General features: G+C 45.7%; 20 protein-coding genes and 2 pseudogenes. 6 read left to right on the forward strand and 16 right to left on the reverse strand.

The features are described from left to right. Both F6K51_RS26470 and F6K51_RS26475 read right to left on the reverse strand, forming a co-directional pair. Positions 1-133, reverse strand: a pseudogene (locus F6K51_RS26470) (IS4 family transposase); the annotation flags it as partial. Positions 134-237: 104 nt separating this feature from the next. After that, on the reverse strand, positions 238-372 hold the full coding sequence (locus F6K51_RS26475) for a hypothetical protein (protein ID WP_293025789.1): 135 nt from the start codon (positions 370-372) through the stop codon (positions 238-240). Between the two features lie 42 nt (positions 373-414). Here F6K51_RS26475 and F6K51_RS26480 point away from each other — a divergent pair, with 42 nt between their 5' ends. After that, a complete protein-coding gene (locus F6K51_RS26480) occupies positions 415-552 on the forward strand; it encodes a hypothetical protein (RefSeq protein WP_293025751.1) in 138 nt (45 codons plus the stop codon). A 623-nt stretch (positions 553-1,175) separates the two neighbouring features. Continuing rightward, positions 1,176-2,099 (forward strand): M20/M25/M40 family metallo-hydrolase, encoded by a 924-nt coding sequence (locus F6K51_RS26485; RefSeq protein ID WP_365940223.1) that lies wholly within the window; start codon positions 1,176-1,178, stop codon positions 2,097-2,099. Positions 2,100-2,232: 133 nt separating this feature from the next. Here F6K51_RS26485 and F6K51_RS26490 read toward each other — a convergent pair whose 3' ends face one another. Together F6K51_RS26490 and F6K51_RS26495 are read right to left on the reverse strand one after the other, a co-directional pair. Then, positions 2,233-2,622, reverse strand: coding sequence for a hypothetical protein (locus tag F6K51_RS26490; protein ID WP_293025753.1), 390 nt, complete (start codon positions 2,620-2,622; stop codon positions 2,233-2,235). A gap of 409 nt (positions 2,623-3,031) precedes the next feature. Continuing rightward, positions 3,032-4,219, reverse strand: coding sequence for a hypothetical protein (locus F6K51_RS26495; protein WP_293025755.1), 1,188 nt, complete (start codon positions 4,217-4,219; stop codon positions 3,032-3,034). A 526-nt stretch (positions 4,220-4,745) separates the two neighbouring features. Here F6K51_RS26495 and F6K51_RS26500 point away from each other — a divergent pair. Continuing rightward, positions 4,746-5,264, forward strand: coding sequence for a hypothetical protein (locus F6K51_RS26500; protein WP_293025757.1), 519 nt, complete (start codon positions 4,746-4,748; stop codon positions 5,262-5,264). Between the two features lie 285 nt (positions 5,265-5,549). Here the strand turns inward: F6K51_RS26500 and psb28 are convergent, their stop codons facing one another. Then, positions 5,550-5,888 carry a photosystem II reaction center protein Psb28 gene (gene psb28, locus F6K51_RS26505; RefSeq protein ID WP_293025759.1) on the reverse strand — a complete coding sequence of 113 codons (339 nt, stop codon included), beginning with the start codon at positions 5,886-5,888 and terminating at the stop codon, positions 5,550-5,552. Between the two features lie 208 nt (positions 5,889-6,096). Between psb28 and trpS the strand changes: the two genes are divergently transcribed. Next, on the forward strand, positions 6,097-7,107 hold the full coding sequence (trpS, locus tag F6K51_RS26510; protein ID WP_293025761.1) for a tryptophan--tRNA ligase: 1,011 nt from the start codon (positions 6,097-6,099) through the stop codon (positions 7,105-7,107). A gap of 29 nt (positions 7,108-7,136) precedes the next feature. After that, positions 7,137-8,072: a methylenetetrahydrofolate reductase gene (locus F6K51_RS26515; protein ID WP_293025763.1), complete on the forward strand. Its 936-nt coding sequence runs from the start codon at positions 7,137-7,139 to the stop codon at positions 8,070-8,072. Positions 8,073-8,355: 283 nt separating this feature from the next. Here F6K51_RS26515 and F6K51_RS26520 read toward each other — a convergent pair whose 3' ends face one another. The 11 genes and pseudogenes from F6K51_RS26520 to rpsT all read right to left on the reverse strand — a co-directional run bounded on the left by F6K51_RS26520 (position 8,356) and on the right by rpsT (position 24,286). After that, complete coding sequence (locus F6K51_RS26520; protein WP_293025765.1) at positions 8,356-9,051, reverse strand: hypothetical protein; 696 nt, start codon at positions 9,049-9,051, stop codon at positions 8,356-8,358. 69 nt (positions 9,052-9,120) lie between these two features. Further along, on the reverse strand, positions 9,121-9,333 hold the full coding sequence (locus tag F6K51_RS26525; RefSeq protein ID WP_293025787.1) for an NB-ARC domain-containing protein: 213 nt from the start codon (positions 9,331-9,333) through the stop codon (positions 9,121-9,123). Then, positions 9,334-9,576: a hypothetical protein gene (locus F6K51_RS26530; RefSeq protein WP_293025767.1), complete on the reverse strand. Its 243-nt coding sequence runs from the start codon at positions 9,574-9,576 to the stop codon at positions 9,334-9,336. Positions 9,577-10,896: 1,320 nt separating this feature from the next. Beyond that, positions 10,897-11,316, reverse strand: a complete 420-nt coding sequence (locus tag F6K51_RS26535; protein ID WP_293025769.1) for a hypothetical protein — start codon at positions 11,314-11,316, stop codon at positions 10,897-10,899. Between the two features lie 343 nt (positions 11,317-11,659). Then, the gene (locus F6K51_RS26540) at positions 11,660-15,604 is read right to left on the reverse strand and encodes a DNA-directed RNA polymerase subunit beta' (protein ID WP_293025771.1); all 3,945 of its coding nucleotides are present in this window, start codon (positions 15,602-15,604) and stop codon (positions 11,660-11,662) included. Between the two features lie 453 nt (positions 15,605-16,057). After that, positions 16,058-16,339 (reverse strand): annotated as a pseudogene (locus F6K51_RS26545) (helix-turn-helix domain-containing protein); the annotation flags it as partial. Next, positions 16,323-16,910, reverse strand: coding sequence for an IS607 family transposase (locus F6K51_RS26550; RefSeq protein ID WP_293025773.1), 588 nt, complete (start codon positions 16,908-16,910; stop codon positions 16,323-16,325). The gene F6K51_RS26550 and the pseudogene F6K51_RS26545, both read right to left, overlap by 17 nt. A gap of 75 nt (positions 16,911-16,985) precedes the next feature. Beyond that, positions 16,986-18,863: a DNA-directed RNA polymerase subunit gamma gene (locus F6K51_RS26555; protein WP_293025775.1), complete on the reverse strand. Its 1,878-nt coding sequence runs from the start codon at positions 18,861-18,863 to the stop codon at positions 16,986-16,988. Between the two features lie 46 nt (positions 18,864-18,909). Then, positions 18,910-22,296: a DNA-directed RNA polymerase subunit beta gene (rpoB, locus tag F6K51_RS26560; protein ID WP_293025777.1), complete on the reverse strand. Its 3,387-nt coding sequence runs from the start codon at positions 22,294-22,296 to the stop codon at positions 18,910-18,912. A 749-nt stretch (positions 22,297-23,045) separates the two neighbouring features. Continuing rightward, the gene (locus tag F6K51_RS26565) at positions 23,046-23,858 is read right to left on the reverse strand and encodes a TatD family hydrolase (protein WP_293025779.1); all 813 of its coding nucleotides are present in this window, start codon (positions 23,856-23,858) and stop codon (positions 23,046-23,048) included. A gap of 104 nt (positions 23,859-23,962) precedes the next feature. After that, entirely contained in the window at positions 23,963-24,286 is a 324-nt protein-coding gene (gene rpsT, locus F6K51_RS26570) for a 30S ribosomal protein S20 (RefSeq protein WP_293025781.1), read from the reverse strand. 248 nt (positions 24,287-24,534) lie between these two features. Between rpsT and hisD the strand changes: the two genes are divergently transcribed. Next, a partial coding sequence (gene hisD, locus F6K51_RS26575; protein ID WP_293025783.1) for a histidinol dehydrogenase occupies positions 24,535-25,399 on the forward strand: 865 nt, incomplete at its 3' end.

Consider the following 25,399-nt stretch of genomic DNA (forward strand, 5'->3'; position numbering starts at 1 on the left):
GGAGAGCATTTGCTAACTTTTCCAAACTGACTTTCTTGATTAATTGTAAAAGATTAATCAGGATTTTTAAAAAAATATAATCGGCTAGACTTAATTGACTTTTTAGGTGGTTTTGGTAGAATGTTGGTAACATTGTCAATACGTAGGTCTTGTTGCAAATTTAGAGACCTACTTTTTTTTACCACAAAATGCTACTAGCTTTACATAGCAAGCATTTCAGCCTGTTTCGTCACCCCGTCAGGTCCATTCCGCAATCTCCGCATAGCCCAATTTATAAAGCATTTGCATACTATAGATTACTGCTTCACGAGAGCCTTTCAGAGTGTGCTCAACAGGTTGTTTCTTGAAGTTTGACTTAAAGTCTTTTGACATAGATCAAAATTTGAACTCGTTAGGTTTATATAAATAATAGTAATGATTATGATTTTATTTGTCAAGGGTTTTGAAAAGTTTTTTTTGGGGAGTTTTAGGGATAATAAAAAAAAGCGATCGCTCTTAGCGGAAGCTGAGGCCTTTGGCCAGGCGGGGCGAACGCTTAATCGCGTAGCGTGACCTTAGGTCAATCGCGTAGCGTCTCTTTCAGAGAAGACCGTAGCGGCTATTGCAGAGCATCGCTTTTTTTAACGAGTAAATTTAATCGTTAAATTTAAGGATAGGGCTGGGAGGAGGAAGTAGGGAATAAGGAATAAGGAACTTCAGATCTCTTTCCTAATGTTGCCTTTTGCCTGTTACCTTTTGCCTTGTTGTCAGGGTGCATCTCCTCAAAGCTGTTTGAGATCATGTCCGGATAATTAGTTATCAAAAAACATTCCCCTTGAAACCTTACTCCTTTACTTCAGCATAGCTGCCTTTTTTTACAAGAAGTGTGTTTACAACCCATATACAAACGCTGTAGATCGCAATCTGTATATGGGAGATGGGGGGCATTTCTTTGGGTCGCAGTCCATCTGCTCAGAATTAAAAAAATTAGGAAGTCTCGAAATCCAGGAGAATCAAGTGTTGGCTAGAAGCCATCACCATGTAATGCTGAATCTACCTGGACACGAGAAAAAATATCGGAATAGTTTAATCTAATTATATCCCATAATCATGGATTTTGAGTATAATCAGGTACCCGGAACTCCCCCGAGGACATAATTATGCTACTGGTGTAGGGGTGCTGTTGCCCAAAGCCTATGCCTTTACCACTCAATCGCCCAAATCCCCAGATGGTAAGATTAGATGATAATCTTCTGCCTGATTACATTACTTTGGATCTAAAAGAACGTCTAATCACCCACCTCAGTCAGATAGTACGCGATCGCGATCCGTATATGGCATCTGGGGGACATTTCTATGTCCAGGAGTACATCCGCCAAGAATTAGAACAGTGGGGAAGCGTTGAAATTCACAAGTTTCAGGTGTCGGGCAAAACCCATCATAATCTGATTCTGAATCTACCGGCAAAAGAGGCGAGACCGCAACAGTTTGCTCCGATTTTAATTGGCTCTCACTATGATGCGGTACCTGGAAGCCCAGGAGCAGATGATAATGCTACCGGTGTAGCGGTGCTCTTGGAGTTAGCTAGAGCCTTTGCCACTCAAGCGCCTACACACCCAGTCCGACTAGTAGCATTTGATATGGAAGAGTATGGATTGCTCGGAAGTGCTGCCTATGCTGCCTATTTAAAAGAACAACAGCAACCCTTGCGGTTAATGCTGTCTTTGGAAATGTTAGGGTATTGCGATCGCACTCCCAATTCCCAATGGTACCCACCAGGACTAAAATACTTTTACCCCAATCAGGGGGACTTCATTGCTTTAGTGGGAAACTTGCCAACAATCCTTGACTTTAGGCATTTAGCTCGCTTTATCCGCCAAGCTGGGATCCCTTGTCAGTGCTTACCAGTACCATTACGAGGGGTAATCGTTCCTCAGACCAGACTCAGTGACCACGCTCCATTTTGGGACCAAGGTTATCGAGCTTTGATGGTAACCGATACAGCATTTCTGCGCAATCCCCATTACCATAAACCAAGCGATCGCATTGATACCCTGGACTTAGATTTTATGACTAGTGTCTGTCGCGGCTTAATCGCTGGTCTTGGAAATCTTGTGTAGGGGAATCGGGAATCGGGAATCGGGAATCGGGAATCGGGAACTCGGAAACCCCGCCACACAAATCCCTCCACCAGGAAGCTATTTGACCCTAGCCAGCACTATCTCCAAAGCTGAGGCGGTTGTCAACCCCGATTTAGAATGCCTTAATTTCACCGGTGATTTCGGTTTGCACCATAAATCCATCAAGCTCTTGGGGGACTTTTTTTTGCACTTCGGCATTGAGGACATAAACAGTAATTACCTGATTGCCCTGAGGGTCTTGTCCAATGCCAACCCCTGTCACCCCATCTATCGCTAATAAGCGCTGCTCGTGGGATTGCTTAACCTTCTCGATTTCTGAATTAGCCACTTCTTGATCCTCTCCAATGTAATCCACCGCAGCCTCTTCAACCGGTGAGGCCTTGTCAGTAGGGGGGGAGCCGAAGTCTGAACCATTAGACATAGTGCAACTCATGACCGTTAAACTGGCCGTCAGTAATAGAACTAATACTTTTATTTTGTCAGATTTCTCTGTAATATTCATGTTCACTTCTCCATCGGACATAACTAAGAGGTGCTTAGGGGTACGGAGACATTTGTCGAGCCGACAAAAGCTAAAACCGATACCTAGTAATGCTTTGACTTGGATTGATCTAGTTGATTGCTATCGATATAGCAATCAGCGCTCTCGTATTTACAAATCACTGTGGAGTTTTAGCTGTTAGCTAAAATCCCCATCATAGTGTAAAGAGACGAGAGCGCAGCGCTATAGGTTTCAGAGATTTTTGGAGGATTGGAGTATATCCTTTGTCCTCCTTACTTCTGCCAAATGCCAAATGCCTTCTGTTTTGCTGTTAGGCATTAAAAATGCCTAACAGCTTAGAAGCCATGGTGGACAGAAGGTTAGCTGAGGCTCAGGTGAGGGCAGAGTCCCAGCCAAGCCCACTCAAGTGTTAGGTGTATAGATTAATATCTAATGCTGCCATAACTCGAGTTATCTTGTTGGCAAAGGTCAAACCACCGCCACCAGCAAAGAGTAAACCGACTGGATTACGGCGACTGTCGTAAGTCCAAATCAGAGAGCCAGAATCACCCCCTGCACTGAAGTTGCCGCTAGTGCCGCGAATGGTAATCTGATCGGCAAACAGCGCCACCCGGCCGCCGCCATAATTAACGCGGATAGTGGCGTTACAATCAGTAACTTGTCCACGGGTTAGTTGCGTGGTACGACCTGACTTACCAACTATCATCCCGCGACGGCAAGCAACAATCCGGCTGCTCACGCGGAAATAACGAGGACTGCCCCCGGACACATAGACAAGTTCTTTCCGCACACGAGATGGCCAGCACCAACCGGTAGCAGCGTCCACATAGTTCCTTCCACCTCGGAAGTTGATGGGGACAAAGCGCTCTAGAATCGCGATTTGATCCCGAGGGCTACGACCACCATCTAAGCGACCAGGTTGGATGATTGGATCTCGAAAGCTGGCATTGTTGGAGTTGGCAATCACATGGTTATTGCTGAGCATCAAAAGACGCCCGTTTCGAGGAGCACGACGGCCACGAGCCAGACAACCTAAAGTGCCAGCTGTTACCCGGGTGTGACCCACTGAAACTCCTCCTGGTGCAGGACGTATTTTGAAGCGATGGGGCTGAGCATCAATGATTCCGGTGACAATTACATTCACCGGTATATCGTCACTGCTAGCTGCTGAAATCCCCATTGAATCCACTAGGGCAGCCTTCGCTTCATCCACTGAAACCGGTTCAGCAACATATAAATTCAGGCTGGCAGCGCCAGGAGCTAAGCTCTGGCTGGGATCTTCAGATATCCCTAAGCCAATACCCTGAATGTTTCCAGCACCTTCAAAGACATTTTCTGCCTGGACAGCGTCGCTAGTTTGCGCCACTGCCTGGGAAAGCTGGGTCTCAACATCAGCCTTGATTTGCAACAAGGTCTCATCGAACTCCATATACTCGCTTTCCTCAGCTTCTGTCGAGGCGCTCTCAAAGTCACCTAAGTTCTCAGGTTCCTCAAGATAATCAGCGGATTCTTCGTATTCATCCTCACTCATCCCAGAGTTTTCTAGTTCGGGAGGATTCTCAAATCCTTGCTCAAGTTCACTATTACTATTGCTCATGCTAGTATTGTTCTAAACTTAAACTAACGGAACAGGAACAATTTCTCAGGAGTAAAAATCCTTTGAGCCATTGCTCCGGCTTCGTTAATAACACTCTAAGAAATCCTCTTAGAGGATGACGGTACCCAAAAGGGTACTTTTTTTTAGTTGACTGACTTTACTGATTCAGGTGCATATTGGTTAGTCAGTACTTTGAACTCTCGGCGATCGCTCCGTCCTGTGGCTTGGGTGATGCCTTAGCTGGCTCAGGGTCGCGGTTGCTCATGAATCGAACTCCAGCGATCAGCTGCCAGGTATTTTTCTTGGGCAGCTGTGATCCATAAGTACCTCGACAAAAATCAACATTGCTGTATTAACTTGTGTAAAGTTGCGAAAAGTCCTTCTGTTTTCTGTTCTGGGATCCGAAGTTCCCTATTTCAATAAATGAACTGGTTACCATGGATAAGGTCTAAACTGGGTTGTTAATGACTGCTATATCGGTGCCTGTTTGATCGTAATCATCCACTAAAACCATTAGGAGCAACTTATGAGCGTTGTGGCTGCCAGAAAATACCCTGATAAACTAGTTTTTGCCTCCGACAGCATTCGGCTGTCAGGATACCTCAAGCAAACTCACCGGGTCACTGGGGATGAGTGGGGCAAGCTATTTGAAATCAATAACATGATTATTGGCGGCGTGGGGTATACCATGGAACTGAGTTTCATGCAAATATTTGCCAGAAACCATTCTCCAGCCGCTCCTACCGTTGAGGCTGTTCTCGATTTTATTGTGGAATTTTATGCTTGGGCAAAGGATAAAGACGATACCTTTGGTCGCAGAAATGAATATTTGTTAGCAGTAGAAAGGGATATTTTTTGTATCAGTGATGGCTATCTCGTGGATAAAATTAATGAATTTGGTGCCATTGGTGCTGGACAAGATTATGCTCTGACGGCAATGTACTTAGATAAAACCCCTGAAGAAGCGGTAGCTATTGCTAATGAGCTTTGCGTGTATTGCTCTCCTCCCATTAATGTGATTACTAAGGAAATCAGCGACATCTGACTTGGGTATAGTGCTGAGTACTAAGCTTTTTTGTAAGCTATCAGCTATCAGCTATCAGCTAATGCGCTACGGGCACCCTACGCGAACAGCTTTTGAATGAAAGAGGTAAGCCTTCGTTTAATCTGAGTTAAGTCTGCTTACGGCTGACCGCTGTTCGCGTTCAGCCGTGAGCTGAACGCGCACGCGTGCGCTTCGCGCATATGCTTAAGCGTTTTTGACGGTTGACGGTTAGCTGTAAACCAGACCCTGTAAACCAGACTTAGTACCCAGCACTGAAGACTCAGCTTAATCCTGTTTGGATTTAGTAAGTCCATTTTCTTCACTATACCGTTCTATAAAACGAATGAAACGATCCCACTGCTCTCGAGATTTCATTATGTAAGTTGCTTCTATAGCCATTGGTTCACCATTAACAAATTTGCCATTAACCTTACTGGTAGAAATCTCACCTTCTTCGTCAACCATGTACATTCCGGTGATATCTTCCTTAAAGTCTTTATCGATAGCTTGAGGCTTGTTAAAATAAAAGGTTGCAGTGCCAGTCTGACCAGTTTTCGAGCGAGTTATACGTATATCGGGTACAACTTCTTCTTTGATGCCTCTAGAGAACTGAATTTCTGCCATGCTATAAGTCCGATTAAGAAAATATTAAGAATCTTTACACCACTATCTTCTCATCCAAGCTGCAATAAATGGCAAAAAATTTTAACTGATGCCTGGGTTCACGACCTAGCAATGGCGAAAATAATCCAAATTTAGCCTAACCAGTGGGAAAATGGGATTACACTGATACCGTTTCGGCAAACCGATTTAAGCAATCACTAGATCATACATGGGTAAACAGCGCGTTCTATCTGGAGTTCAACCAACTGGCAATCTTCACCTGGGTAACTATCTTGGAGCTATCCGCAACTGGGTCGAAGGTCAAAGTGAGTATGATAATCTATTTTGTGTAGTTGATTTACACGCTATTACTGTACCCCATAACCCAGCCACTCTAGCAGAAGATACCTTAAGCATTGCTTCCCTCTACTTAGCCTGCGGGATTGATTTAGAATACTCTACCATCTTCGTACAATCCCATATCCCTGCCCACAGTGAACTAGCTTGGCTGCTCAACTGCATTACCCCTCTCAACTGGCTAGAGCGAATGATCCAGTTCAAGGAAAAAGCGGTTAAACAAGGGGAAAATGTCAGTACTGGCTTACTGGACTACCCGGTATTGATGGCAGCAGATATTCTACTTTATGATGCCGATAAAGTTCCAGTGGGAGAGGACCAAAAGCAACACATCGAACTGACTCGTAATATCGCTATCCGAGTTAATGACAAGTTTGGCAGTCAGGAGAAACTTGTGCTAAAGTTGCCAGAGCCTATGATCCGGCAAACGGGTGCTCGTGTCATGAGTCTCACTGATGGCAGGCGCAAAATGTCTAAGTCTGATCCATCCGAGTTGAGCAGGATTAACGTGCTTGACTCTCCTGAGGAGATCCAAAAGAAAATCAAGCGCTGTAAAACTGACCCAACTAGAGGCTTATGGTTTGATGACCCAGAACGCCCGGAATGTGATAATCTACTAACGTTGTATACCCTGCTTTCTGGGAAAACGAAGGAAGAGGTGGCTACAGAATGTCGGGATATGGGTTGGGGTAAATTCAAGCCCTTACTGACAGAAATAACAATTGAAGCGCTCAAGCCGATTCAACAGAAGTATCACGATGTTAGGTCAGAGCAGGGCTATCTTGAGGGCGTGTTGCGAGAGGGGCGACAAAAAGCGGAAGCGATCGCAAACCAGACCTTGTCCAGGGTGAAAACTGCATTAGGGTTCATTGCTGTAACCTAATTCCTGGAGATAAGTAAATACTATAACCAATGACTAACCCCACTAAGAATTCGTTTCGCACTGCCGTTGAGTCCGGTGAATTTTTGATTACTGCAGAAGTGGCACCACCCAAGGGGGGTAACCCAGCTCACATGGTCAAAATGGCTCAAACCCTCAAAGATAGAGTCCATGCTATCAATATCACTGATGGCTCTAGGGCAGTCATGCGGATGTCGTCTTGGGCAGCCTCGGTGATTTTACGCCAGCAGGGAATTGAACCAATTTGTCAGGTGGCTTGTCGCGATCGCAACCGCATCGCCTTGCAAGCTGACTTGATGGGTATTAACGCTTTAGGTATCGGTAATATTCTCGCCCTAACTGGTGATCCAGTCAAAGCAGGTGATCATCCTGATGCTAAAAGTGTATTTGATTTGGAATCAGTACGCCTATTGCAACTAATTACTAAGCTAAATCAAGGGGTTGATTTCAATGATAAGCCCCTTACTGATCAAGCAACTGATTTATTTACTGGTGCAGCAGTAGACCCCCAGCTCAAGAGTTGGTCAGGCTTACAAAGTCGGTTTGAAAAGAAACTGGAAGCGGGAGCAGAGTTTTTCCAAAGCCAGCTCATTTGCGATTTTGATCGCCTAGAGAAGTTTATGGATCAGATTGCGGCTGGTACTAATAAGCCAATTTTAGCAGGGATATTTTTGCTCAAATCCGCTAAAAATGCTAAGTTTATTAATAAAAAAGTTCCAGGGGTTAATATCCCTGACGAAATTATTGATCGGCTAGCAGCAGCAGATAATCAGTTACAAGAAGGGATAAAAATTGCCGCTGAACAAGTTAAGCTCGCACAGCAACTGTGCCAGGGTGTTCACATGATGGCAGTCCGGCGAGAAGACTTGATTCCCCAGATTTTGGATTTGGCTGGAATTTCGCCATTGCAGAAATCCTCTGCTATTAATGACTTAGTTTGTAAGTAAATTTCAGGTCAATTGTTATAGCGCTGCGACCAGGGAATAGGGAATAGGGAATAGGGAATAGGGTGAATATACCTTCTTCTATTCCCACCCTGCCTAATCTACCCACACTTCCCACACTCCTCCCTCTTCCCTGTTACCTTTTCTCCTTTCAAGTAAGTACCTGGAAATAAATAAACGGAACAGTATTAACTTTTATAAACCCACCAAAAGTTAATACTGTTCCCTGTTCCCTGTTCCCTGTTCCCTGTTCCCTATCTTGACAGTTAAACCTAATTTTGTCCGACTACTTAATACTAAGAATCACCGAACTAACTACAGGGGATAGGGTGAAAAAAGTTTGACTAATGTCGGTGAATGTCTCAATCAGTGAGCGCCTCTGGAGGGATTGTAAAACATTGATTAGTTTTGAATCCGAGCTAATGGTCATATCCTGCCGCAATTGTTCCCGGGAAACCGGTGTAGTGCTTGTACCTAGATACTTTATTACTTCTCTTTCTGACTTATCTAAGCGATTTAACTGTGCAATTAAAATTAACCTGATTGGCTCAGGAACAAAGACCTCATTCAAGCTTAAAAATTTCGAGACACTGCCATTAAAGTATTTTTCAATTGTTGTCGCTACTAAATTTAAGGCTAAGGGATTGCCTCGATAACGGCTAATCAAGGTTTCCCATTCTTCCGTATTTCCAAACAAACCGTTATCTACTAAAATTTTTTCAGCTTCTTCTGTAGGTAAACCCTTCAGGGTTAATGAAGCAGTAGTGTTATTTTTTTGCTCCAGTAACTCTAGTTGTAAAAATTTTTCCCAACTGATCAGCAGCAAAGCACTTTGGTGTTTTTCCTGGGCTACTCGTCTCAATAGCTGACCATAATCCTCATAGTTGGCTTGATAGTATCCAGCTATAGCGCCAGGATTTAGAAGCTGCTCTGCGTCATCCAGTATGATCAGACACCGATGCTCTTGTAAACATTTGATCAAGCTAGAAATAAGAGCGTTTATGTCTTCTGGTAACTTGAATGATTGCTGGTGAGATAGGAATTGAATCAGCTATACTAGCAGTTGCTTTAGGGGTGGATCATGGCGGAGATTACGCCAAATAATATAGTTAAATTCCCCCTGAAGATTGTTTGCCAGTTTGACAGCTAGAGTGGTTTTACCAATCCCTCCTATACCGAGAATGGCTACTAGTGAGTATTGCTTTTTACTAATCCATTGCTGCAGTTGATTGAGTTGATTAGTGCGTCCATAGAAAGCAGAAATTTATGGTGCTTCCCCCCAATCGTGGTGGTAATGAGGCATTTTGTATCCTGCAACTTCTAGCCACTTAGGGACGTCTTTCCAGTTAGTGAGGCTATTTAATTCTCGATTAGTTAGTGCTTCGACATATCGATACAATCCCCTAGTCAAGGCAACAGCGATTGAGTTAGAGCTCCGATGGAGAGTCTCAGCTATTTTTTTTGGGGAGTAGCCACAAAGTAATCCTCTCAAGCATACTTTTTCCACTGGTGTAAGTGTAGTTTTCTTCTGGGTTTATCTCTGTTTTTGTTCGCCTATATCTAGATATAAATTGTCTAAATCCCAGAGCTTTACTGCTTATAATAAAAGTTCATCTTCTTGATAAAACGCACCCTGCGCCATTTGCTTGCCTTCCTTGAGATAAAACTTGTAAACCCTTACAGACTGTGGCTAAAGCATCAACGTTCCAGTTGATCGTTGACAGTTAACTGTTAATCACATTGCAACCAATCAGCTCATGCAAAGTAAATGTGTATTAGCTTAGACCTGGTTTGATCAGCACCATCGAAAACTTACAAGGGCTGTAAATTGTATCAAAGACTCAACAGGGAATCCAGCAAATTCCATAATTTATTTACAAAAGTTTACAACTACACCATCCAAGTAAGTATCAGGTCAAGCTCAGGAAATTATGCAGATATTTACAAAAGTTTACATTTGGAAGTCAGCACTGACGCAACACTGGGCAGCAAAGGGGATCACAATCACTGCTAAGACTCAAGGCTAATCACTGGCTAATCCTGTTTAGTTGAGGTTTCAGAAAAGCGATCGCTTTTCTGATTGCAGTCGTTAAGCCAAGGGTTGACAGCTCCGGGACCTGAAGGACGGGGATTCACAGAACATAAAGTTTTGTTGGTTGTGCCAAGCAACCTCTAGACACTCCGGTAAAACCATTGTGCTTACTTTTGCGACCAATATTCCATGCACCAATTACGGTCGGCATTAATTAAATGGCCATCTTTGGAGCGATACAACCCACGATTAATGGCGTTGCTTAATAATGGAATGATTTTAAGAGTGTTTAGGTGCGCTTTCCGCATCTAATTATTAAATTCGCGCTTTGGTGCGACCCAAGGGCGATTTACTCGCCCTTGGGTCGCACCTATCGGCAAAGCCGACGTGGGGCGCGTTCGGGCGCGCACCTGTGGAATAGGCATCTTGGTGGAACTGGCATCTTGCCAGTTTCATGCTTATTTTGGGGCGGGCAGGATGCCCACTCTACGAATATTCATTCAAAGACTGACGCAACGCCCGATTAATTCGTAAGCATTCAGCTATCAGCTATCAGCTTATGCGCTACTTGAGGTGCTACTTGAGGTAGTTATGGGCGAGCTACACCGAACAGCTTTTGAATAAAACGGAAAGTCCCAGGGTCGAAGCCTGTGCCACAAAGCACCTCAAGTAGCGTGAGCCTTTAGCTCACGGCTGACTACTGACAGCTGAATGCTTACATACCTGTTCTATAGCAAAGGGAACAGCAATCCCTAAAACCGAAAATGTATAGAGCCGGGTAATGGTCTGGTTTAATCAAAGACAAGCTTTTACTATATCTAATAAATTTTCTCTGATATTGCTATCAGTATCAGCGCTAGAATCACTTAGTAACTTTAACAAATTTTCCTTAACTTCCTCTTCTTCTGCTTCCAGCTGTTTTTTACCTTCTAAGTCTTCTAATTTTTGACGCCATTCTCTACGACTTCTAAATGATTCCTTGCTAGCCTGTTTGAGCTTTTCGCTATAACCTTCCTCGGTGTCCAAATCAAACACAAACATAAAATAAGATATGTCTTTTGACATAATCTTATTGGCTATTGCTAAGGCTGATTCATCTGGAGCAACTTGCCAGACCTGTTCAAATACTCTACACAACTCATAAGCCATTTTATTACTATTTTTATAGGCTTCCTGTATTTCCTTGAGTTTTTCACTTTTACTGACAGTTGTCATGTTTATAACCCCTTCTTCTTATTTTAATATGACACTACGTTAGTCCAGCACCGGTGTATTATAAATCATTGGGGGCTGTGTGCCCAGGGTTGCCTCCGCACCTTGTAATCCCCGTGGAAACCCGATGAGCGGCTGCATCCAGACCTAAGCATACAGCTAGCTTGAAGCCTGGTCAAGATTGGCCTTTGGTGTTTTAATCGGAACCAAACCTTAGGATATTATCAATAATCGGACTTAATCATACTGAATCATATTTTAAGGGCGTCTGATCATAAGCATTTAAAAAGCTTGTGATTCAGACGCCCTTGTTTTTCCCAGGATTTATCCAGGGGTAAGTTCAATCTTATTCTGGAAAATTTCCATTCAAGAGGTCTAAGTTGCTAGGATCAGCAGCCAAATCACTCTCCTCATCTAAGCTGTAAACACGGGCTGTGTTATCATCAAGCAGGTTGCCTTGCTGTAATTCAGCACTATCGGCGGGTTCACCATAGCCATAGACCATGCTACTCCCATGGTCGAATTCTGGTTCTGGACTACCAAGATTGCTCTCTTGGTAAGCATTGAAGCCAGTCCCTGCGGGAATCAGACGTCCAATGATGACATTCTCCTTCAGACCCCTGAGCCAGTCAGATTTACCTTCGATCGCTGCTTCTGTCAGCACACGAGTAGTTTCTTGGAAGCTGGCAGCAGAGATAAATGAATCGGTATTAAGGGATGCTTTGGTAATTCCCAGTAGTACAGGTGTATACTGAGCTGGGGCACCACCAGTGATCGCCATTGCTTCATTCACTGTCTCAATCTGCCGCAACTCCACGAGTTCTCCTGGTAGCATAGTGGTATCACCACCATCGTCTACCCTCACTTTAGAGGTCATCTGACGAACAATCACCTCAATATGCTTATCAGCAATATCAATTCCTTGAGACTGATACACCGACTGAACTTCATTGACCAAAAATGCCTGTGCCTGTTGCAATCCCTTTAAAGCCGCTTCGTAGACACCTCTCTTTTCGAGACAGTAGTTGAAGAAAATCTCTAAAATTTCATGGGGATTGGCTGGGCCATCGGTGATGGGTTCAGCGGTACCGACTTGCTGACCATCGGAAACAATAGCATTTTGCCCAGGGGAAATCGGGTAATCGGTCACGACTCCGTCTGACTCAATGACCTTGATATCAACGGTTTCGCCTTCTTCATAAATCACCTGGGCTTCTCCAGGACGTCTGGCCAAGATACAGGCTTCTTTGGGTTTGCGAGCTTCTAGTAGTTCTTCAATCCTGGGCAAACCTTGGATAATATCCCCTGTCTTGGCCCGTTCAAACACCAGCAGTACCAGGTTATCACCCCGCTGCACCAAATCTCCCTTGTCAATTTGCAAAATTGCCCCCGCAGAAACTCGGTATGGACGAGCCAGTCGCAGGATAACGGAATCATCCGTCACCTGAACCACCTGACCTGATTCTCCAGCGGGTGTCCCTTCCGCTAAGGTGTTGGTACCAACTACCAAATCCCCTACTTTGACTGTGGCAGGAGACGTAATGGGGATTGTGACTCGGTCAGCATCCCTGACCACCAGCACTCGGCGAATGGCTTCCAATCCTTCTTGAATCCCCCGGACTTCACCAGCTTCCTTACACTGAATTTCTGTTCGAGCCACTACCGCACCTGCAGGAATTTCGTCCCCATCATTGACTAAAATCCGGGTTTTGGTATTGCCCCCTAACGGATCTGCATTGGTATCCCGGCGAACCACCAACGACTCCAGGATCACCAGTTGTAATCGCATATCCTCAGAGGCTTCATCCTCAGTACCGACTAACTCAATGTCAGCACTCAGCTGGGATGAACTAGAATGGTCACTGCCAGCATCGGGGTTGCTCATTTCCAATACCAGCTGGGTGCGGAGTAATTCCACCCCATCCACAGACTTCACCCGTTCTCCATCTTTATAGGGAATGCGTTGGAGAGCTCGCAATTCAATCTGGGTTCCTTGGGTAGCTTGGTTGGAGTCTTGGGTATTAATGGACGCCTGAGAGGGAACCGCTGGCTCATCTGGTACAGCAAACTCCGTCACTGGCCGCAGCAGCAGTCCCATACCATCAGGTGTATCCACTGCTTCTCCATAACAGAGGTTGTCTACCGTTATCCCTGGCAACTCCTCGGAGCCGGGATAGATCAGCTGACCCTCACTGGTCATGTTCTCTGGCAGGTTATCCACCAGATGAAATTCCCCAGGCTTAACCACAATTTCCCGGAGGATGTCATTTTTTTGGACAACTTCCACTACACCGGACGACTGACAGAAGATATCCTTAACCACTTCTGTCCCTGCTTCCACGTATTGACCGTCTTCCACAAGCAGCAGGGAAATATCTTTGTTGACCTCATGGCATTCTTCCGGAATCCAGAGTAAGGTACCCCCTTTGGTAACTTCGTAACCTTGCTTGGCTTTACCCCGTTTAGCCACCTCTACACCAGCATATTTAATGATGCCACCGGTTTTAGTGTAGTATTGGTCATCAATCAGTTCCGCCACCACCTGGTGGTTCAGTACCTTTGTGCCAGGGGTTGCCTTCAGGGAAAAGTGCTGATTATTGGCGGTGTGAATCACATATTGTTCCCTACCCCCCGTGCTTTCCATTCTCACCTGTGATTGATCCAAGCGGACGGAAGCTGTGATAATGTCAATTTCTCTTTTGCCTGGGGTCAGTCGCACCACACCACCGTTGAGTGTGACTAATTTGGTTTCCGCCATTACTGTCCCAATCTCTACAGTATCCCCATTTTTCACCACCGGTTCGGCACCAGGGGGTAGGTTATAGACGTCCCCAGATAAAATCCAGAGCAAACCGCTGCGCTGGGCAATTCGAGTGGTATTACCCTGTCGATCTGTTTTTTCCTCGGGGACTAAGTCAGCAAATAGCACTTCCCCGGCTAAATCCGATGCCACATCCTTAGCCGCTTTTTCTGTGGAGGGACGGCTTTTACTCAGGGCTACTTCCGCTAAGAGATCACCCTTGTTGACCGTTTGCCCATTACTGACTAAGAGCAAGGAGCCCGCTGTTAAAGGAAAGGTTTTGGCAGAGCCATTAGTTGCTTCCAAAATCAGATCCCCAGCTACTTCCACTTGTTGACGGTCGTCACCGTGGCGAGTCCTAACTTGGCGGGTACGTAGGTTTTTACCAAAGCTTACTACACCCTTCATGGGAGCAGAGAGCTGGCGTGCCACTTCCCCGGTAAACACACCCCCCGTGTGGAAGGTTCGCATAGTCAACTGAGTTCCTGGTTCCCCAATAGACTGGGCAGCAATAATCCCCACCGCTTCGCCCAAATCCACCATGTGCCCATGAGCTAAGCTCCAACCATAGCATCTCTGGCAAACTGACCGCTGGGCTTCACAGGTTAGAGGCGATCGCACCATTACCTCTTTAATACCAGACGATTCAATCTCTTTGGCTAGTTCATCAGATACATCTTGGTTTTGTTTAGCAATTACTTTCCCGGTTTTTGGATGAACCAATTCCTCTGCTACAATTCGACCTAAGAGCTTATCCGCTAGGGAAATTAAAACGCGATCGCCATCGGTCATCGGTGTGATTTTGATGCCCCGACTTGTGCCACAATCAAGGTCTCGTACAATCACGTCCTGGGAAACATCTACCAGACGACGGGTGAGGTAACCGGAGTCAGCCGTTCTCAGGGCAGTATCCACCAAGCCTTTGCGGGCTCCGTAGGATGAGATAATGTATTCCGTTACTGTTAAGCCTTCCCGGAAGTTAGTCTTAATCGGTAGGTCAATAATTTCACCTTGGGGATTAGCCATCAGACCCCGCATACCTACCAATTGCCGCACCTGAGACAAGTTACCCCGTGCTCCGGAAAAAGCCATCATGTACACTGAATTTAGGGGGTTTGTGTCTTTGAAGTTACGGACGACCTCATCTTTGAGAGCCTCAGAGGTTCCGTTCCAGGTATCGATAACTTTTTGAAACCGTTCAACTTCAGTAATTTCACCCCTAGTGAACCGGCCTTCTGTGGCACGAATCATAGCTTCCGCCTCATCTAACATCTGGCGTTTAGCTGGTGGCACTTGCAGGTCATCTACACTGATAGAAACCCCCGCCTGGGTAGCATAGCGGAACCCCAGATCTTTGAGTTTGTCTGCCATTTGGGCTGTCCGGGCACTGCCGTATTTGGTATAGGCCCAAGATATCAGCTTTTTTAACCGGCCTTTATCAACAATCCGGTTATAAAAAATTAATTCTTTTTGAGCTTTTTTATCTGCCATGATGCTTTTAAAGGGGATGACTAATTAATAATTTAGAATGGGTTAATTTAGAATTTAGAATGGATTAATTTAGAATTTAGAATGGGTTAATTTAGAATCTGGGGGGGGGTACATGCAAGCTTAAAACCTTACTGGGTAATAATTTAATCCCATCAGTTATCAAAAGATACATGCTGTTTTGGGCGCGACCTTGGATGCAGTTATCAGGGTTTGAGCTTCCATAAAATGAAAAGAGGGTCAATTGACGACTGTATATTCCCTGATATCATTGGCATCAAAGCCTTATATAGTAAGCTTTTATGGGCTCATGTCACCCCCTCAGCTTGAACATCTTACATTCTAAATTATACATTCTAAATTATACATTCTCTTGAATTTCCTAATTCTAAATTCGCGCATTCTAAATTCGCGCATTCTAAATGCTTACCGATACTTTTTAGCTACCAAAATCTACCTTCGAGACCTAAACCTAACCCGATTAATTTGGCCAGTATTTTTATACTTCTTCTTGGCTTCCCTGACAGCCGTGCAAGCATCCTTAATCGCTATGGATTTAATTTGATAAGGTACTGTCTTGCACCACTCGGGAAGGTTGTTTAGTATTTCAGTTTTAATGGCAAACCAGTTAGCTTTGTTTTCGCCATTTTCTAGTATTTTTACAGTTTTATTAAAAACATAACGGGACACTCCAAACCAGTGGCGGATAATTGCACGCTGTTCAGAGTTTAGGAACACTCTTATCTTCTTTGATTTTTGTCCCGTACTTTCTGAGTCCGTGGACTCTACAGGAGAAGACGTGAATGATGGAGAGAAGATCTGCCGTGAGTTCAGCCTCGGGGCAACTTTCAGGTTGGTCGAGAACCAGGATTTTTCCACCGTTGAGACTGACCAAGTACTCAATGAGTTCAAATCCAAATCTGGTAAGTCTGTCTCGACAGGCAACAGCAATCGTGAGCTGATCTCCTCGCACAAGCCGTTCCAGTATGGTTCTAAGACCTTTGCGTTTATAGTTGAGACCTGATCCGATGTCTTTGATGATTTCCGCTTCCGGGAAGAGGGAGTGCATGTAGGCAATTTGCCTGGCGAGGTCGTCAAATTGTTTGCTACTGCTGACTCGGCAGTAACAGATGGTAGCTGGCTGTCTTGGTTGTCTTCGCCCCAGACTGAGCAGGCTTTCTGTGTCAAAAAACCTTGTTCCTCCTGGAGTTTTTTCGCATTTGATCGTTCCATCGTCCGCATATTTCCTCAGAGTGTTCCTAGATAGTCCCGTAAGTTCGACCGCCTTACGAAGTGGTACGAGTGCCATCCTTATAATCTACCAAATAGTGGAATATTTTGGTAAATTAGTGGACACTTTGGTTAACTGTCACAATCCTTTTACCTAGCCCCATAGGGCTTCTTGAATAGTTTTGTTGTAGATGATCCGACCTGCGGTGGTGCGGATGTACTGGGAAATAAGTTCACCATCGGCTGTTTCCCTCACTCGCCGGTTTTTGTAGACTTTGGTCACCATACCATCGGGTGAAGATTCTTCAGAAATCATCTCCTTGTCTGGTTCGTCTGTGTCAACTATGCCGTCATAGCGCACCCAAATATAGGCATGGAGGTGTACTTGCTTTTGTTCGTAGGCTTTGATTGCATCCTCGAGGTTAGCAAAGTAACGACCTGCTCCCTTGGTTGCATTGGGATTTTTGGCGGTTAGATAATAGCATCCCAAGACCATATCTTGACTCGGTGCTATAATGGGGCGACCTGTTGCTGGTGAGAGAATATTGTTCGATGCCAGCATTAACAACCTAGCCTCTGCTTGGGATTCTAGGGATAGAGGCACATGTACTGCCATCTGGTCGCCATCAAAGTCCGCATTAAACGCTGGACAGACTAAGGGGTGCAGTTGAATGGCACGACCTTCTACCAAAATAGGTTCAAAGGCTTGAATTCCTAGTCGGTGTAGAGTTGGGGCTCGATTTAGCATCACCGGGTGACCTGCAATCACTTCTTCGAGTACGTCCCACACAGTGGGATCTCCCCGTTGAATCAATTTTTTAGCTGCTTTGATGTTATTCACCAAACCCTGACGAATCAGGCGGTGAATCACAAAAGGTTGAAACAGCTCAATCGCCATCTCTCTGGGCAAACCACACTGGTGGATATGCAGGTTTGGGCCGACTACAATCACTGAGCGTCCGGAGTAATCCACCCGTTTTCCTAGCAGGTTTTGCCGGAAGCGACCCTGTTTACCTTCGATAATGTCAGAGAGGGACTTCAGGGGTCGATTGTTTGCCCCTACGACTGTCCGTCCTCGCCTGCCATTGTCAATCAGGGCATCCACAGCTTCCTGAAGCATCCGCTTTTCATTGCGGACAATGATTTCAGGTGCCAGAATTTCCTGCAACCGGGCTAGTCGATTGTTGCGGTTGATGACTCTTCGATAGAGGTCATTCAAGTCAGAGGTAGCAAAGCGACCCCCATCCAGTTGCACCATCGGTCGCAGGTCGGGGGGAATGACAGGGATGACACTCAGCACCATCCAATCTGGCTGAGCCCCGGTGCCAATAAAGTTGTCAATCACTCGCAACCGTTTGATGAGCTTAGCTCGCTTTTGACCTTTAGAAGCCGCAATTTCTTCTCGCAGCTTTTCTGCGATCGCGTCTAAATCCAAATCCTGTAGGAGTCGTTGCAGAGCCTCAGCCCCAATCCCCACGTCTACCCCAGATAGATCTGAGTCTTCGCTATAGAGCTGCTCCTCGATTTCCAGCCATTGGTCTTCGGTGAGCAGCTGTTTATAGCTGAGGTTTTCCGCATTACCTGGGTTTAGTACTACGTAGGCGTTGAAGTAGACAATCTGTTCTACATCCCGCAGGGGCATATCAAGCAAAATACTGAGGTAGCTAGGAATACCTTTGAGATACCAGACGTGAGCCACGGGTGCGGCTAGTTTAATGTATCCCATACGGTGACGCCTTACCCGGGACTCGGTCACTTCCACACCACAGCGTTCACAGACAATACCTCGGTGGCGCACCCGCTTGTACTTACCACAATGGCATTCCCAGTCTTTAGCTGGACCAAAGATGCGCTCACAGAACAGCCCATCCATCTCCGGTTTGAGGGTGCGATAGTTAATGGTTTCTGGCTTAGTCACTTCACCTACCATTTGACCGTTGGGAAGAGTCCTTTCTCCCCATTGACGAATTCTCTCAGGAGAGGCAATACCAATTTTTACGTAGTCAAACCGCTGTTCTATTTGGCTTTTCATAATTTTGTCATTTCCCTATTCACAGACACTCCTATAGAGCCACCTTTTAGGCTTGTTCTTCTTCCAACTCTTCCTGGTTGAGGGATTCATAAGTTGGTGAGCGTGGTGTGCGATGGCGTTCTGAATCGGTCATTAAATCCACTTCCATATCATTGCTACTACCATCTTCTGTGGTTTCCACTTTGTGAACAGCTATGTCGAGTCCTAAGGATTGGAGTTCTCGCATCAGTACCTTGAAGGATTCGGGAGTACCAGGTCTGGGAATAGCTTTTCCTTTCACAATGGCATTGAGAGCTTCATTGCGCCCTTGCATATCGTCTGATTTGACAGTGAGCAATTCTTGGAGGGTGTAAGATGCTCCAAATGCTTCTAATGCCCAGACTTCCATTTCCCCAAACCGCTGACCACCTTGTTGGGCTTTACCCCCCAAGGGTTGCTGGGTGACTAGGGAGTACGGTCCGGTGGAGCGAGCGTGAATTTTATCGTCTACCAAGTGAACGAGCTTGAGCATATAGGCTTGCCCTACTGTGACTGGTTGGTCAAAGGCTTCTCCGGTACGACCATCGTATACAGTAATTTTTCCAGCATGGTCGGGATTAAATACCCACTCTTTACCAGGTTGATCACTGGCTTCTTTAAGCTTGTTATGGACGGTGAGGCGGGATGCTTCTGCGCCGTACATTTCGTCAAAGGGAGTAAGCTTAAATCGGGCATTCAGGTGTTCCCCAGCCCATCCTAATAGACATTCAAATACCTGACCCACATTCATCCGACTGGGTACTCCCAGGGGGTTGAGTACAATATCTACAGGTGTACCATCCGGCAGGTAGGGCATATCTTCGATGGGCAAAATCCGGGAAATAATTCCTTTATTGCCGTGACGACCTGCCATTTTGTCACCAACCTGGATTTTCCGTTTCTGAGCCACATATACACGCACTACCATGTTGGCTCCCGGTGGCAGTTCATCCCCTTGCTCTCTGGTAAATACCCGCACATCTACCACACGCCCTTTTTCACCATTGGGGACTCGCAGAGAATTGTCCCGTACATCCCTAGCTTTTTCCCCAAATATAGCTCGCAAGAGTTTTTCTTCTGGTGGCTGGTCTGATTCCCCCTTGGGAGTAACTTTCCCGACCAAGATATCCCCAGCTTCTACCCAGGCTCCAATCCGAATGATACCGGTTTCATCTAACTGGCGCAGGGCATCTTCCCCCACATTGGGAATTTCTCGGGTTATTTCCTCCGGACCTAGTTTAGTCTGTCGCGCTTCTATTTCATACTTTTCAACGTGAATACTTGTGTAGACATCATCGTAAACTAGCCGTTCACTAACTAGGATGGCATCTTCGTAGTTATAGCCTTCCCAAGGCATATAAGCTACTAGAATATTTTGTCCCAGGGCGATTTCACCGCCTTCTGTAGCAGAACCATCTGCCAGTACCTGACCCGCCACAACTTCATCTCCTACATACACCAAGGGTCGTTGATTCAAGCAGGTATCTTGGTTAGAGCGCTGGTACTTTTGGAGAGAGTATTCAATAATTGCTGGGGTTTCTTTTGGTTGAACAGGGCGAGGGTATTCTAACTCATTCTCATTGCCCGGTTCCCCTGGCAGGGCTGGGGTATCTGTGATGGTTTGATAAGGCTGTAACCGAATTGTGTTGGCATCGACATACACCACCTCACCATCACTGGCAGCCACCACGACCATACCCGAGTCCCGAGCGGCCTGGGCTTCCAATCCTGTTCCCACTAAGGGGCGCTCAGGTCGAAGCAATGGCACAGCTTGCCGCTGCATATTTGAGCCCATCAGAGCTCGGTTGGCATCATCATGTTCTAAGAAGGGAATTAGAGAGGTGGCAACGGAGATAATTTGCACTGGTGATACCGCCACATAGTCCACTTGGTCAGGGGTGGTGGTGGTGAATTCTTGTCGATATCGAACTGGTACAGACTCTCCCAGGATGTAACCTTCCTCATCTAAGGCAATATCTCCTGGTGCTACCCTCAGGTCATCTTCTTCATCTGCGGTCATGTACAAGGGCGGTCGGTCTTTTAGGACTCGCCCATTTTCTACTGGGTAAGAAGGAGTTTCAATAAAACCATAATTATTCACCCGAGCGTGGGTTGCCAAGGAGCCAATCAGACCCGCATTGGGACCTTCTGGAGTTTCAATGGGGCAAATTCTGCCATAGTGAGATGGATGAATATCCCGCACTGCAAAACCTGCCCGTTCGCGAGTTAACCCCCCAGGACCTAGGGCAGACAGACGCCGTTTATGGGTCAATTCAGCTAATGGATTGGTTTGATCCATAAACTGGGAAAGCTGAGAGGACCCAAAAAATTCCTTAATCGCTGCTACTAGGGGTTTGGGGTTGACCAATGAGGCTGGGGTAAGGGTATCGGATTCTGAAACGGTCATCCGTTCCCGAATAATCCGCTCTAGGCGATTTAGTCCCACCCGCACTTGGTTTTGCAACAGTTCACCAACAGAGCGCACTCGGCGATTTCCTAGGTGGTCAATATCATCTGTGCTACCAATGTCAAATTCCAGGTTGATTAGGTAATCAATTGCCCCGAGTATGTCTTGGGGGGTCAATACCCTTACGGTGTCAGGAATATTCAGTCGTAGTTTTTTATTGATTTTGTAGCGACCGACCCGACCTAGGTCATAACGCTTCTGGTCAAAGAAACGGGATTCCAATAACTGCTGACCACCACTAACAGTAGGAGGTTCCCCAGGACGCAGCTTTCGGTACAGCTCAAGCAGGGCTTCTTCTTCACTGGGGTTCCCTTCTTTGTCAAGGGTTTTTTGATAGTAGTCTGGATGGCGCAGAGCATCTATAATCTCACTATCACCAAGCCCCAAGGCTTTTAAAAGCACCTGTGCAGAAAGTTTACGGGTTTTGTCGATGCGCACCCACACTAAGTTATTTTTATCGGTTTCAAACTTCAACCAAGCACCCCGGTTGGGAATCAAGGATGCTGAGTAGGTACGACGTCCGTTTTTATCGGTTTCAGACTTGTAGTAAACCCCAGGAGAGCGCACAATTTGGTTAACAATGACTCGCTCAGCACCGTTAATGATAAATGTGCCTCGGTCTGTCATCAGAGGCAAATCACCGATGAAGACTTCTTGTTCCTTGATCTCCCCAGTTTCTTTATTAATCAGGCGGGTATGAACGTACATTTGTACGGCATAGGTACTGTCTCGCCGCTTGGCTTCATCCACATCATATTTAGGAGACTTAAGCCTGTAGTTTTTACCCAAGAAGTGCAGCTCCATTTTGCCAGTGTAGTCGGTAATCGGCGAGAAGCTATTGAGTTCTTCAATTAGCCCCTCCTCCAAGAACCAGCGAAAGCTAGCACGCTGAATTTCAACTAAGTCTGGCAACATATAGGTAGCTGTTGTGTAAGTCTGATTAGTCATGGGGTCTGTTCTTCACTCTTTTTAAGTCAGCGCCGATTTTGATTCCCTTCCCAAGGCAGTACTTGTACTTGAACAATTGCTTAAAACTTGGGTTCGAGCTAATAGATACTAGATCAACTGTTAGAATTGACACTCCCACAGATAAAGTAAACGTGGAATTCTTAAGCTGAACACCTGCGACCTCAGGTAACCCTACTCTAGGTATAGGATGTTCATAGTTTTGAATCAAATGGCTTAGAGTGCCTTTAATCTTCAACTTCTCGCGCATCCATCTGTGGGATTTTAAACCATGTCTATTACTAGATTGACAGAAACTCAGGCATCAGGAAAACAACAAAAACACTATACTGGACTATACTGGACTTGGAGTAATTGCTCCCAGTGCTAGTTGTTGTTGTTACACTTGTCACCGTCGATGTGCCCTGCCCTACACATGGGTTTTGCTTAGGGTGTGCTTAGCTGGAGACTAAAACCGTTGTGGGGCTTATCGTTGGGTTAGTTGTCTTCAGAATACCTAGGGTAGCATCTGATTCCACTTTTGTCAACCATCCCTCGGTAAGCCTCTTCCAAAAGTACTATTCAAAGAGTCGGAGAGTCGGATTATTTCCTGTTATTTCCTCTTATAGGTGTTCACCGCAAGCCTAGGAGTCTCCGCATTATTCTCTTTCTACTGAACCATAGCAGAGCAAGGGATTTGAGATTATCAAGAACCCACCTTCAGGTTTTACCCTTTCAGGTCTGGTTGAGATTTACCCAATCCCTATTTTTCCAGCAGTTGCTGTTGATAGGCTAAGACCAAAAAGCTGACAGGCATTTTGGGTGGTCTGAGCAGCCAACTCTTCTAGAGATATCCCTCGTAATCCGGCAACGCACTCGGCTACATAGCGGACATAGGCTGGTTCATTTCGTTTTCCTCGCTTGGGGACTGGTGCAAGGAACGGACAATCCGTTTCGATGAGTAAGCGATCGCTAGGTACCATGGTGGCTGATTCTTTTACCTGAGTGGCATTCTTAAAGGTCACAATGCCACTGAAGCTTATGTAAAACCCCAAATCCAAAAACCACTGTGTCTGTTGAGGATTACCTCCCCAACAGTGCATCACACCTCTGATTGAGCCGGTACTTTCCCAAAATTCTTGCAGTATGCCCCTCATTTCTGAAGCAGCATCACGGCAGTGGATAATCAGTGGCAAGCCGAGTTGGTGGGCAATCCCTAGTTGGGCTTTGAACACTTCTATTTGGTGTTGTTGGTTCTTTGCTTTATAGAAATCCAAACCGGTTTCTCCGATAGCTACGACCCTAGCATCAGAGCGCGCTAGGGTCAAAATCTGATTTTCCGTTTCGGAAGTCCATTTTTCGGTATCTAAGGGGTGCAAGCCTACCGCGAAGGAGATTTCGGGAAATCGCTCTGCTAGAGCTTGGATGCCTGTAAACTCAGACGGTTCTACGCAAGAGTGAACTAGACGAACCACACCAGCTTCTAGCCATCGGTGCCGTAATTGCTCTAACTCCGACTCAAAGACATCGAAGTTGATATGGACGTGGGTATCAATCAACTGCATCAATACAGTTTTTAATCTATTTATCTATTTTTAGTTTAATTTACAGCGGTTTTTGCTCAACTCATCACCACTTAGCGCTCCGCCAGCTGAGTGAGGCAATTTGATCATACAGCAGGTGATTCGGTCACAGTAGCGTTAAGTTGAGCCTCTATAGCTTTGAGCTTTTTGGCAAGACTTGCTTTTTTCCGAGCGCCATTATTGCGATGGAGCACCTTACGCTTGACAGCCTTGTCAATTTTGCTGTATGCTTCTGACATTCGACGTTTGACTTCTTCCAAGGCTTCCGGACTTGGTTGGCGTTCGTACTCTTCTAAGGCAGCACAATAGTTCTTGGTCAGCGTTTTCACCGCTGATTTGTAGGCTTTGTTCCGAATTCGGTTCCGTTCGGCGATTTTTATGCGTTTGAGAGCAGAATTGTTATTAGCCACAGCAGTGTTTACTTAACTTATATTTAGTTTGGGAGTTACATCCCATATAAAATGGTATGATACCAGAAATAACATCATACCATATATAATACTAAACTAGTATCAACACCCATAGCGTAACCCAAGCATCACCCTATTTAAGCTATATTCTTAAAGTAAGTCCAGGAAAAATAGACACCTTTGATCAGGATAAGTGTATAAACCTGGTCTAGGACGAGCAACACTAGCGTGATGGGCACTCCGACTCCATGCTGCGAATCATAACTGAGCAGGCTGAGGCACAAACTGAACTGCGACGTATCCGCGATCGCACGGCTTCTGACCAAATGCTGAACAAAGAGGCAACTGTAAGGGAAGTTTTACAGGCAGTGAAGCGCCAAGGAGACGTAGCGCTCCTGCACTACACTGAGGAATTTGATCAGCTGAGATTGAGTCGAGAACAACTGCGAGTCAGCGGTTCGGAACTAGATGCGGCTTACCAACAGGTCTCCAAGGAATTACTGGATGCGATTCAATTAGCCGCCAGACAAATCGAGGCATTTCATCGACAACGAGTTCCCAAATCCTGGGTGCAATTTGGTGAAGATGATGTGGTTTTAGGGAAGCGCTACACTGCTGTAGATAAGGCTGGACTATATGTTCCAGGAGGTAGAGCCTCCTATCCCAGTACTGTGTTAATGAATGCTATCCCAGCCAAGGTAGCTCAGGTTAACCAAATTATAATGGTCACCCCACCAAGACCAGATCAAAGCATTAATCCGGCTGTGCTTGTGGCTGCTCAGGAAGCCGGTATTCATGAGATTTACCGGGTAGGTGGAGCCCAAGCAATTGCAGCGTTAGCCTTTGGGACCGAAACCATTCCCAACGTGGATGTGATTAGCGGTCCGGGTAACATTTACGTAACCCTGGCCAAGAAACTGGTTTACGGTATTGTAGGGATTGACTCCCTGGCTGGTCCTTCTGAGGTATTAATTATTGCGGATGAGAAAGCTAATCCAGTTCATGTGGCTGTCGATCTATTGGCTCAGGCAGAACATGACCCAATGGCAGCAGCGATTCTCCTGACCACTGATGCTAATTTAGCCAAACAAGTGCAGGGGCAAGTGCAGCAGA

This window comes from Moorena sp. SIO3I8, from assembly GCF_010692325.1.
Taxonomy (GTDB): Bacteria; Cyanobacteriota; Cyanobacteriia; order Cyanobacteriales; family Coleofasciculaceae; genus Moorena.

Bases quoted from the DNA above. Each gene is read 5' to 3' on its own strand.
- F6K51_RS26475 (WP_293025789.1), bottom strand. From the start codon at position 372: ATGTCAAAAGACTTTAAGTCAAACTTCAAGAAACAACCTGTTGAGCAC.
- F6K51_RS26480 (WP_293025751.1), top strand. From the start codon at position 415: ATGATTATGATTTTATTTGTCAAGGGTTTTGAAAAGTTTTTTTTGGGG.
- F6K51_RS26485 (WP_365940223.1), top strand. From the start codon at position 1,176: ATGCCTTTACCACTCAATCGCCCAAATCCCCAGATGGTAAGATTAGAT.
- F6K51_RS26490 (WP_293025753.1), bottom strand. From the start codon at position 2,622: ATGAATATTACAGAGAAATCTGACAAAATAAAAGTATTAGTTCTATTA.
- F6K51_RS26495 (WP_293025755.1), bottom strand. From the start codon at position 4,219: ATGAGCAATAGTAATAGTGAACTTGAGCAAGGATTTGAGAATCCTCCC.
- F6K51_RS26500 (WP_293025757.1), top strand. From the start codon at position 4,746: ATGAGCGTTGTGGCTGCCAGAAAATACCCTGATAAACTAGTTTTTGCC.
- psb28 (WP_293025759.1), bottom strand. From the start codon at position 5,888: ATGGCAGAAATTCAGTTCTCTAGAGGCATCAAAGAAGAAGTTGTACCC.
- trpS (WP_293025761.1), top strand. From the start codon at position 6,097: ATGGGTAAACAGCGCGTTCTATCTGGAGTTCAACCAACTGGCAATCTT.
- F6K51_RS26515 (WP_293025763.1), top strand. From the start codon at position 7,137: ATGACTAACCCCACTAAGAATTCGTTTCGCACTGCCGTTGAGTCCGGT.
- F6K51_RS26535 (WP_293025769.1), bottom strand. From the start codon at position 11,316: ATGACAACTGTCAGTAAAAGTGAAAAACTCAAGGAAATACAGGAAGCC.
- F6K51_RS26540 (WP_293025771.1), bottom strand. From the start codon at position 15,604: ATGGCAGATAAAAAAGCTCAAAAAGAATTAATTTTTTATAACCGGATT.
- F6K51_RS26550 (WP_293025773.1), bottom strand. From the start codon at position 16,910: ATGGCACTCGTACCACTTCGTAAGGCGGTCGAACTTACGGGACTATCT.
- F6K51_RS26555 (WP_293025775.1), bottom strand. From the start codon at position 18,863: ATGAAAAGCCAAATAGAACAGCGGTTTGACTACGTAAAAATTGGTATT.
- rpoB (WP_293025777.1), bottom strand. From the start codon at position 22,296: ATGACTAATCAGACTTACACAACAGCTACCTATATGTTGCCAGACTTA.
- F6K51_RS26565 (WP_293025779.1), bottom strand. From the start codon at position 23,858: ATGCAGTTGATTGATACCCACGTCCATATCAACTTCGATGTCTTTGAG.